Annotated in this window: 5 protein-coding genes, 1 tRNA gene and 1 rRNA gene; 4 read left to right on the forward strand and 3 right to left on the reverse strand. The window is 70.2% G+C overall.

Annotated elements, in window-relative coordinates; genetic code table 11:
* Positions 1-81 precede the first annotated feature (81 nt).
* Positions 82-5,613 (reverse strand): HAMP domain-containing protein, encoded by a 5,532-nt coding sequence (locus ACFCZ1_RS31510; protein ID WP_376681684.1) that lies wholly within the window; start codon positions 5,611-5,613, stop codon positions 82-84.
* Positions 5,614-5,779: 166 nt separating this feature from the next.
* On the opposite strand from ACFCZ1_RS31510, the gene ACFCZ1_RS31515 reads away from it, so the two are divergent.
* The 4 genes from ACFCZ1_RS31515 to ACFCZ1_RS31530 all read left to right on the forward strand — a co-directional run bounded on the left by ACFCZ1_RS31515 (position 5,780) and on the right by ACFCZ1_RS31530 (position 10,112).
* Positions 5,780-8,362: a SpoIIE family protein phosphatase gene (locus ACFCZ1_RS31515; protein ID WP_376681685.1), complete on the forward strand. Its 2,583-nt coding sequence runs from the start codon at positions 5,780-5,782 to the stop codon at positions 8,360-8,362.
* A 78-nt stretch (positions 8,363-8,440) separates the two neighbouring features.
* Positions 8,441-8,656, forward strand: coding sequence for an e9imm peptide (locus ACFCZ1_RS31520; RefSeq protein WP_376681692.1), 216 nt, complete (start codon positions 8,441-8,443; stop codon positions 8,654-8,656).
* Between the two features lie 538 nt (positions 8,657-9,194).
* The gene (locus ACFCZ1_RS31525) at positions 9,195-9,344 is read left to right on the forward strand and encodes a hypothetical protein (RefSeq protein ID WP_376681686.1); all 150 of its coding nucleotides are present in this window, start codon (positions 9,195-9,197) and stop codon (positions 9,342-9,344) included.
* A 309-nt stretch (positions 9,345-9,653) separates the two neighbouring features.
* Entirely contained in the window at positions 9,654-10,112 is a 459-nt protein-coding gene (locus tag ACFCZ1_RS31530) for a hypothetical protein (RefSeq protein WP_376681687.1), read from the forward strand.
* A 54-nt stretch (positions 10,113-10,166) separates the two neighbouring features.
* Here ACFCZ1_RS31530 and ACFCZ1_RS31535 read toward each other — a convergent pair.
* Both ACFCZ1_RS31535 and rrf read right to left on the reverse strand, forming a co-directional pair.
* Positions 10,167-10,242: transfer RNA gene (locus ACFCZ1_RS31535), tRNA-Thr, on the reverse strand.
* Between the two features lie 5 nt (positions 10,243-10,247).
* Positions 10,248-10,340 (reverse strand): 5S ribosomal RNA (rrf, locus tag ACFCZ1_RS31540); the annotation flags it as partial.

The following is a 10,340-nucleotide window of genomic DNA, read 5'->3' on the forward strand; positions in this document are numbered from 1 at the left end:
AAGGTTCCCCGCCTGCCACCCTCCCACACCCGCCTCCGCCACGGTCGGTCGGCGATCGGCGCCGGACCGCTCACCCGGTGATCACTTCCCGCGCATCCACTGTTCCATCACCGACAGCAGGTAGTCGGGATCGACCGGCTTGGTGACGTAGTCCGAAGCACCGGAGTCGATCGCCTTCTCCCGGTCCCCCTTCATCGCCTTCGCCGTCAGCGCGATGATCGGCAGCCCGGCGAACTGCGGCATCCGCCGGATCGCCGAGGTCGTCGCGTAGCCGTCCATCTCCGGCATCATGATGTCCATCAGCACGACCGTCACGTCGTCGTGCTGCTCCAGCACCTCGATGCCCTCCCGCCCGTTCTCCGCGTACAGCACGGCCAGCCCGTGCTGCTCCAGCACACTGGTCAGCGCGAAGACGTTGCGTACGTCGTCGTCCACGATGAGCACCTTCTCGCCGTGGAAGTCGTACGTCCGGGGCGGCGACGCAGGCTCCGCCTCCGCGTTGCCCCAGGCGTCCTCGGCCCCCACCGCACCCGGCTGCCCCGGAACCGCCGTACGGGGCTCGAGGTCGCTCAGCGACTTGCGCCGCCGCCGGAACAGCGCGGCGCCGCCCTGGCCCTGCCCCGCCCGCTCGGAGCCCGGCAGGGCCGCCCGCGGGGGCTGAGCCTGCGCCGGAGCAGCCGGTACGGGCGCCACCGGCGCCGGAGGCAGCGCGGGCCGCGCCTCGTCGGCCGGCCTGCGGTACAGCTCGCCCCGGCCGCCGCCGGGCGTGGGCGGCGCGTACCCCTGCGGGGGCAGCTCGCTCGGGTGCAGCGGCAGGTACAGCGTGAAGGTGGACCCACGGCCGGGCTCGCTGGCCGCGTGGATCTCCCCGCCCAGCAGCCGGGCGATCTCCCTGCTGATGGACAGGCCCAGGCCCGTGCCGCCGTACTTGCGGCTGGTCGTCCCGTCGGCCTGCTTGAACGCCTCGAAGATCACCAGCATCTTGCTCGCCGCGATCCCGATCCCGGTGTCGGTCACCGAGAAGGCGATCAGGTCCGCGTCCGCCTCCCGCAGCGAACCGGCCTCCAGCAACTGCTCGCGGATCGCCGCCGGCACATCGGCCCCGGCCGGCCGGATCACCAGCTCCACCGCACCGCTGTCGGTGAACTTCACCGCGTTCGACAGCAGGTTGCGCAGCACCTGCAGGAGGCGCTGCTCGTCCGTGTGCAAGGTGGCCGGCAGCTCCGGGGAGACCCGTACCGAGAAGTCCAGCCCCTTCTCCGCGGTCAGCGGCCGGAAGGTCGCCTCCACGTAGTCCACGAGCTGCACCAGCGCGATCCGGGTCGGCGAGACGTCCATCTTCCCGGCCTCGACCTTCGACAGGTCCAGGATGTCGTTGATCAGCTGGAGCAGGTCCGAGCCCGCGCCGTGAATGGTCTCCGCGAACTCCACCTGCTTCGGCGAGAGGTTCTCGTCCGCGTTGTCGGCGAGCAGCTTGGCCAGGATCAACAGCGAGTTGAGCGGGGTCCGCAGCTCGTGCGACATGTTCGCCAGGAACTCGGACTTGTAGCGCATCGAGACCGCGAGCTGCTCGGCACGCTCCTCCAGGACCTGCCGGGCCTCCTCGATCTCGGTGTTCTTCACCTCGATGTCCCGGTTCTGCTGCGCCAGCAGCTCGGCCTTCTCCTCCAACTCCGCGTTGGCGGCCTGCAGCGCCTTCTGCCGGTTCTCCAACTCGTCGGAGCGCTCGCGCAGCTGCTCGGTCATCTCCTGCGACTGCTTCAGCAGCATCTCCGTCTTGGAGTTGACGCTGATGGTGTTGACGCTGGTGCCGATCATCTCGGCGATCTGGCTGAGGAAGTCCTTCTGGATCTGCGTGAAGGGCGTGAAGGACGCCAGCTCGATGACGCCGAGCACCTTCCCCTCGAAGAGCACCGGCAGCACGATCACGTGCGCCGGCGGCGCCTCGCCGAGCCCCGAGGAGATCTTCAGGTAGCCGGGCGGGGTGTTCTCGACGAGGATCGTCCGCTTCTCCGCGGCGACGGTCCCGATCAGCCCCTCCCCGGGCCGGAAGGAGGTGGGCACCTGGCCTCCCGCGTACGCGTAACTCCCGCGCATCCGCAGCTCGTACGAGCCGTCCGCGCCGCCCTCCGTCCCGATCTCGTTGGTACCGCCCGCCGGCAGCGCCAGGAAGAACGCGCCGTGCTGCGCCGAGACCACCGGCGTGAGCTCGCTCATGATCAGCGAGGCCACGTCGTCGAGCTCCCGGCGGCCCTGCATCAGCGCCGAGATCCGGGCCAGGTTGCCCTTGAGCCAGTCCTGCTCCTTGTTGGCCAAGGTGGTGTCGCGCAGGTTGACGATCATCGTGTTGATGTTGTCCTGGAGGACCTGGATCTCGCCCGCCGCGTCCACGTCGACCTTGAGGCTCAGGTCGCCGCGGGTCACCGCGGTGGCCACGGCCGCGATCGCGCGCACCTGCCGGGTGAGGTTCCCGGCCATCTCGTTCACGGACTCCGTCAGGTCCCGCCACGTGCCGTCGACGTCCCGCACACGGGCCTGGCCGCCCAGGATGCCCTCCGTACCCACCTCGCGGGCCACCCGCGTCACCTGGTCGGCGAAGGACGACAGCTGGTCGACCATCGTGTTGATGGTGGTCTTGAGCTCCAGGATCTCGCCCCGGGCATCGATGTCGATCTTCTTGGTCATGTCGCCCTTGGCGATGGCGGTCGTGACCATGGCGATCTGCCGCACCTGGCCGGTGAGGTTCGAGGCCATGAAGTTCACCGAGTCGGTGAGGTCCTTCCACGTCCCCGAGACACCCGGCACGTGCGCCTGGCCGCCGAGCCGGCCCTCCGTACCCACCTCGCGGGCCACCCGCGTGACCTCGTCCGCGAACGACGACAGGGTCTTCACCATCGTGTTGACGGTGTCGGCGAGCTGCGCGACCTCGCCGCGCGCCTCGACGGTGACCTTCTTCGTCAGGTCGCCGTTGGCCACCGCCGCCGAGACCTGGGAGATGTTGCGCACCTGGGAGGTCAGGTTGTTCGCCATCAGGTTGACGTTGTCCGTCAGGTCCTTCCAGATGCCCGTCACCCCGCGCACCCGGGCCTGACCGCCCAGGATTCCCTCGGAGCCCACCTCGCGGGCCACCCGCGTCACCTGCTCCGCGAAGGACGACAGCTGGTCCACCATCGTGTTCACGGTCGTGACGAGTTCGAGGATCTCGCCCTTCGCGTCGACGGTGATCTTCTTGGAGAGGTCGCCCATCGCGACCGCGGTGGTCACCTCGGCGATGTTGCGCACCTGCGACGTCAGGTTGTTCGCCATGAAGTTGACGGACTGGGTGAGGTCCTTCCAGGTGCCGGAGACACCCTTCACCTCCGCCTGGCCGCCCAGGATGCCCTCGGTACCCACCTCGCGGGCGACCCTCGTCACCTGCTCCGCGAAGTTCGAGAGCTGGTCGACCATCGTGTTGAGGGTGTTCTTCAGCTCCAGGATCTCGCCGCGCGCGTCCACGTCGATCTTCTGCGACAGGTCACCGCGCGCCACCGCCGTGGCGACCTGCGCGATGTTGCGCACCTGCGAGGTCAGGTTCCCGGCCATTCCGTTCACGGAATCCGTCAGATCCCGCCACACGCCCGCCACGCCGGGCACCTGCGCCTGGCCGCCGAGCCGACCCTCCGTACCCACGTCCCGGGCGACCCGCGTCACCTGCTCCGCGAAGGCCGAGAGCTGGTCGACCATCGTGTTGATGGTGTTCTTCAGCTCCAGGATCTCGCCCCGGGCGTCCACGTCGATCTTCTGCGACAGGTCACCGCGCGCCACCGCCGTGGTCACCTGGGCGATCTGGCGCACCTGGGAGGTCAGGTTCCCGGCCATGAAGTTGACGGAGTCGGTGAGTTCCTTCCAGGTGCCGGACACCCCCTCCACCCGGGCCTGGCCGCCGAGCCGGCCCTCCGTACCCACGTCCCGGGCCATCCGCGTGACCTGGTCGGCGAAGGACGACAGCTGGTCCACCATCGTGTTCACGGTGTTCTTCAGCTGGAGCATCTCGCCCGAGACGTCCACGGTGACCTTCTGCGACAGGTCGCCGTTGGCCACCGCCGTCGTCACCTGCGCGATGTTGCGGACCTGGCCGGTGAGGTTGCGGAAGGCGGTGTTCACCGAATCGGTGAGGTCCTTCCACGTCCCCGCGGCGCCCGGCACCTGCGCCTGACCGCCCAGTTCACCCTCGACGCCGACCTCACGGGCCACACGCGTCACTTCCGCACCGAAGGACTGGAGCTGGTCCACCATCGTGTTGACGGTGTTCTTCAGCTCCAGCATCTCGCCGGCCACGTCGACGGTGACCTTCTGCGACAGGTCGCCGTTGGCCACCGCCGTCGTCACCTGCGCGATGTCCCGCACCTGCGTGGTGAGGTTGCGGAAGACCGTGTTCACCGAATCGGTGAGGTCCTTCCACGTCCCCGCGGCGCCCGGCACCTGCGCCTGACCGCCGAGCAGGCCCTTCGCCCCGACCTCGCTGGCCACACGCGTGACCTCGTCCGCGAAGGTCCGCAGCGTCTCGGTCATCTGATTGATCGTTTCGGCCAGCTGTGCGACCTCGCCGCGCGCGCTCACCCGGACCTTCTGCGACAGGTCGCCGTTCGCGACCGCCGTCGTCACCTGCGCGATCCCGCGCACCTGGGCCGTCAGGTTGCCGGCCATGGTGTTGACGGAGTCGGTCAGGTCCTTCCACACACCCGCGACCCCGGGCACCTTCGCCTGGCCGCCCAGCTCACCCTCGGTACCCACCTCGCGGGCGACCCGGGTCACCTCGGAGGAGAAGGAGGACAGCTGGTCCACCATGGTGTTCACGGTGTTCTTCAGCTGGAGCATCTCGCCGGCCACGTGCACCGTGACCTTGCGCGACAGATCGCCCTTCGCCACCGCCGTCGTGACGAGAGCGATATCACGCACCTGAGCGGTGAGCCGGTACGCCATCGTGTTGACGGAGTCGGTCAGATCCTTCCAGGAACCGGACATTCCGCGCACCTGGGCCTGGCCGCCGAGCTTCCCCTCGGTCCCCACCTCCAGCGCCACGCGCGTCACCTCGTCGGTGAACGCGGACAGCTGGTCGACCAGGTTGTTGACCGTACGCCCGACCTTCAGGAACTCCCCGCGCAGCGGATGCCCGACCCCCTCCGGGGTCTGCGTCCGCAGGTCCATCCGCTGGTCGAGATCGCCTTCGGCCACCGCCGACAGCACCCGGCCCACCTCGGACACCGGCCGGGCAAGGTCGTCCACCAACCGGTTCGAGGCGTCGATCGCGGCCGCCCAGGAGCCCTCACAGGCGCCTGTTTCCAGCCGTTCGCTCAGCTTGCCCTCACGGCCCACCATCCGCCGTACCCGGGACAGCTCCCCGGTCAGGTGGAGATTGCGGTCGGCGACCTCGTTGTAGACGGCGGCGATCTCCGCCATCACGCCCTCGCCGGACACCGTCAGCCGCTTGCGGAAGTTTCCGTCCCGCATCGACACCAGGGCCGTGAGCAGCCGGTTCAGAGCGGCGGTATCGACCTCCGTCGTGCCGCCTCGCCGGGACCGCCCGCCCTTCGGCCGCGTTCCCGTACGCCGCACCACCGCGCCAGACTCCACCGTGTCCCTCCCGAAAGGGTCGACCGCTGTTCCACCGGGCGTCGAATGTCCCTGCCCGGCTCTTCAAGCCTGCCCAGTGTTTCACCCCGGCCGAACCCGGCCATAACACTTCGGCACCATCGCACACCGGCCGTACCCTGCGGGTGGATTCCCCGACGACGGCACCATGCCGACGGCGAAGGTAAGTAACCTGGCACCCGATGTCCAACCGCGTCGAAGGAGAATCGTGATCACGGCACGGGCGGCTGCCAGCTTCGACCCCCTCGGGCGCTCGGTCGCCGCTGCCCGCGCGTTCGTCCGCGACACCCTGCAGGGCTGGGGCTTCGCGGACATCGTCGACGACGCGGTGGTGCTCACCAGCGAGCTCGTCACCAACGCCGTGGTCCACGCCGGCACCCGGGCAGAGGTCCTGTGCCTGCGCACCGAGGACGGCGTACGGGTCGAGGTCGCCGACCGGTACCCGGAGCGCGAGCTGCCCCTCCAGCACCCCGGCGAGCGCCCGTACGCCGACCCCGACCGCGAGAGCGGCCGCGGCCTGATGCTCTGCGCCGCCCTCGCCACCCGCTGGGGCGTCGAGTACACCGGCACCCACAAGCACGTGTGGTTCCGCCTGGACCTCCCAGACCGGCCGGTCGGTACCCGGTCCGCCGGGCCCGTCGTCCCCGACCAGCTGCTCCCCCTCGCCGACAACCGGGTCCGCGTCGCGGTCCTCCAGATCGACTCCGCCGACGCCGTCTCCGCCTGGAACGAGGACGCCGAGCACATCTTCGGCTACCCCGCCGAGAAGGCCGTCGGCCGCCCGCTCGCCGAGCTCGCCGCCTGGCCCCAGACTCCCGGCACGGGCACCGGCATCGCCGAGGCCCTGCGCCTGTCCCGCTGGGAGGGCAGCTACGGGATCCGCGGCGCCGACGGCCGGGTGATCCCCGTTTACGCCTCGCACCTGCGGGTACGCGATGCCCACGGCGAGCCCTCCATCGTCTGCCTGCTCGTCCACGACGACGAGCGCGCCCTGCTCCAGACCCCGGTGCGGGTACCGGGCGACGGCGGCCAGCTCACCGAGCCCCGCCCCACCGACCCCTTCGAGGTCTTCATCGGCTCCCCCGCCCCCGACGACCTCGACGGCCTCCTCCAGCGCACCGTCGAACGGGCCCGCGACCTCCTCGACGCCGACGCCGCCTTCCTGCTGCTCGCCACCGACGACGAGACCGAACTCGAGGTCCGCGCGACCACCGGCCTGCCCTCCACCCGCCAGCGCTTCGCCCGGGTCCCCGTCGAAGCCGGCACCAGCCGGTACGGCTCGGCCCGCATGCCCGCCGTCCACGACGACCTCACCGCCGTCCCCGGAGCCGTCCCGCTCCTGGAGTCCACCGGCATGCGCTCCGTGGTGACCGTGCCCCTCAAGGTCGAAGGCCGGCTCACCGGCTCCCTCGGCGTCGCCGCCGAAGTACCCGGCCGGTACTCCAACGAGCAGGCCCTGCGCCTCCAGTTCGCCGCCGACCGCATCGCCCTCGCCGTCGAGTCCGCCCGCCTCGGCGAGCTGGAGCGCCTGCGCCGCGGCTCGCTCTCCTTCCTCGTCGAGGCCTCCGACCTGCTGGCGGGCACCCTGGACCGGGACCAGACCCTGGCCCTCATGGCCCAGATGACCGTCCCCACCCTCGCCACCTGGTGCGCCGTCTACACCATCGCCGACCAGTCCTCGGACCCGTACCTCTCCTACGTCCTCCACGAGGACGAGGAGCGCATCGACGGCCTCAAGGACCTGCTCTCCCGGGTCAGCCCGCCCGAGCCGGTCCGCGAGGCCGGCGCCCGCCCATGGCCGGAAGCAACCCTGGCGGTCGGCGGTGAGACGGTGGTCCTCCCCCTCCTCGCCCGCAACCGCGTGATCGGCATGCTCACCCTCGGCAAGCCCAGTGAGGAACACTTCCGCCAGGAGATCCTCGAACTCGCCGAGGACCTTTCCCGCCGGGCCGCCCTGGCACTGGACAACGCCCGCCTCTACTCCGAGCGCACGGCCATCAGCCGCTCCCTCCAGCGCAGCCTCCTCCCGCCCGGTTCCCCCGCGATCCCCGGCATGGAGGTCGAGGTGATCTACCGGGCGGCCGGCGAGGGCAACGAGGTGGGCGGCGACTTCTACGACGTCTTCCCGATCCGCGACGGCGCGTACGGCTTCGCCATCGGCGACGTCTGCGGCACGGGCCCCGAGGCTGCCGCCGTCACCGGTCTGGCCCGCCACGCCCTGCGCCTCCTGGCCCGCGAGGGCCTCGGCGGCCCGGCGGTCCTGGAACGGCTGAACGCGGCCATCCTGGACGAGGGCGCCCGCAGCCGCTTCCTGACCCTCCTCTACGGAGAACTCCACCCCCAGCCCGACGGCGGCGCCCTGATGAAGGTCGTCTGCGCCGGCCACCCGCTCCCGCTGCGCCTGCGCCCCAACGGCGACGTCAGCCCGGCCGCGGAGCCGCAGCCCCTGCTGGGCGTGATCGACGACCTGGACCTCTACGAGGAGACGCTCACCCTGGACCCGGGCGACGTGCTGCTCTGCGTCACGGACGGCGTGACCGAGCGCCGCGAGGGCACCCGCATGCTCGGCGACGACGGCCTCGCGGAGGTCCTCACCACGTGCACCGGCCTCACCGCGGGCGCGGTCGCCTCCCGCGTCCTGCGCGCGGTGGAGCGCTTCGCAGCGGAACCGGCCTCGGACGACATGGCGATCCTCGCCTTCCGCGTCCCGCACCAGCGCGAAGGCGACTAGGACTTGTCCGGTCGGTCACGCGGCTCGTTGGGCTGAGTCCCCCTTCTGGAGGGGTGGGTCGAGGTGGGCGTGGTGGAGATGAGCCGCGGGGAAGCTGTGACCCTGGTGCAGCGGATCATGAACGCGGACTACGCCGATGCAGGCGAAGCCGATGGCTGGTTGGGCGTGCTCGACAGAGCCCTCAAGTGTCCGACTGGGCACGTCAGTGGTCTGATCTTCTGGCCTGATGAGAGGGAGCTTTCGGCGACGGAGGTGGTCGACCAGGCCCTGGCTCACCGCCCGATCGCCCTGTGATCGTCCGCCGGCTCAGCTTCGGAGCCAGATGGTGAGAGCTGCCGCCGTCGCAGTGCCGAGGTAGACATAACGGCGCCTGCCGTAAGGGTGGCCACCGCCCGGTGCTGCTTCAGCCGGTTGATGGCCCGCTCGACGGTGTTGCGCTTCTTGTACCGCTCTTCGTCGAAACCCGCTGGACGTCCGCCGCATGAGCCATTGCGCAGTCGGGCAGCCCGGCTGGACGTCTTCTCCGGGATCGTGTGCCGGATGCCCCGACGCCACAGATAGTCGCGGCCCGGGCGCGTTTGTCCGTCTTCCGCGGCCCGAACCGTTCGGGCGGGTCACGCCACTGCACGCCGGTCCGCACCCGGTGCAGAATCCCGCTGACCGGGACCGGCCGCCTGCGCGTTGCCCGCTGTGTCGTGGACGACGGCCGGCCTCTGTGACGAGCCGCGGAACGCTGCCCCACCCGCTACCGCCGGCTCGGCATCGCCGGAATGAGCGACCTGCGCAGAGGCGGGATCTCGGTTCGAGGCGGCCGTCCGAATCGCGGCGATCCATGGTTCGCCTCCGTCGCAGTGCTGGACGAGGGCGGCACGAGACCATCCGGCGTGACACCAGCCGGCACGAGTGCCACGTCACCATCGAGACCGGCATCAACCAGATCACGGGCGACCTCACCAAGTGGCCGGCCGCCCAGGCTACGTAGGGCGACACCGCACCCCGCCGGCACCGGAAGCCCGCGTCTGCGACCTGCGCGGGCTTCCTGGCCTGCGAGGCCGCGTTCCTCCGCAACCAGGGCATCCCCGCGGCATCGACCGGCCCAGACAAACGGCGAGGTCGAACGCTTCATCTACCCCTGCTCGACGAATCGGCATACTTGCGGCCCTACACCTCAAGCCACGAGCGGACACCCGCCCATCCGCCGTGTCCGCAACGCTGCGGGTCGATACAACTGGCCCCCGCCTCTGGCCTCCGGTGGGCCCGGCGTGCTCAACTCACCATCGTGGAAACAGTCTTGACCAGCGTGGTGGCCGTTGCCGGCACCTTGATCGGCTCCTTGAGCACCTACCTGTTCCAGCGCCGCACGGCCGACCGCGCGGAGGCCGTGGCCCGCCGGGAACGACTGCGCCAGGAGCGTCTCTCCGCGTACAGCGGCTACGCGGCGGCGGTCACGGATCTCAAACGCGCGAAGATCACCCTGTGGTTCCGGCAGCGCCGCTCCCCGCGCGACGAAGAGTCGTTGATGACGGCTCGCCTGGAAAGCGACCGCCTGGGAGCCGCGGCCGAAACGGCCGCGTTCCGCCTCCAGCTCGTGGTGGACGATCCGCAGCTACGTCGGCTGATGGAGGCCGTCTCCGACAGGCTCGGTGAGATCACCCGTGCGGAGGACCGCCAAACGGTCGTCGCGATCGAGTCAGGGTTCGAGCAGGCTGTGCGCGCGTTCGTCGACGCGGCGGCCGACCAGTTGCGGTGAAAGAAGCCCGTGAACGCAAAAAGGCCCCCGCCTGGTGGCGGGGGCCTTTTTTGTTGGAGCCCTTTAACGGAATCGAACCGTTGACCTTCTCCTTACCATGGAGACGCTCTACCGACTGAGCTAAAAGGGCGGGTTGTTCGGCGGCGTCCTACTCTCCCACAGGGTCCCCCCTGCAGTACCATCGGCGCTGAAAGGCTTAGCTTCCGGGTTCGGAATGTAACCGGGCGT

The sequence above is a fragment of the Streptomyces sp. NPDC056224 genome, from assembly GCF_042267665.1.
In the GTDB taxonomy this organism is placed as follows: Bacteria; Actinomycetota; Actinomycetes; order Streptomycetales; family Streptomycetaceae; genus Streptomyces.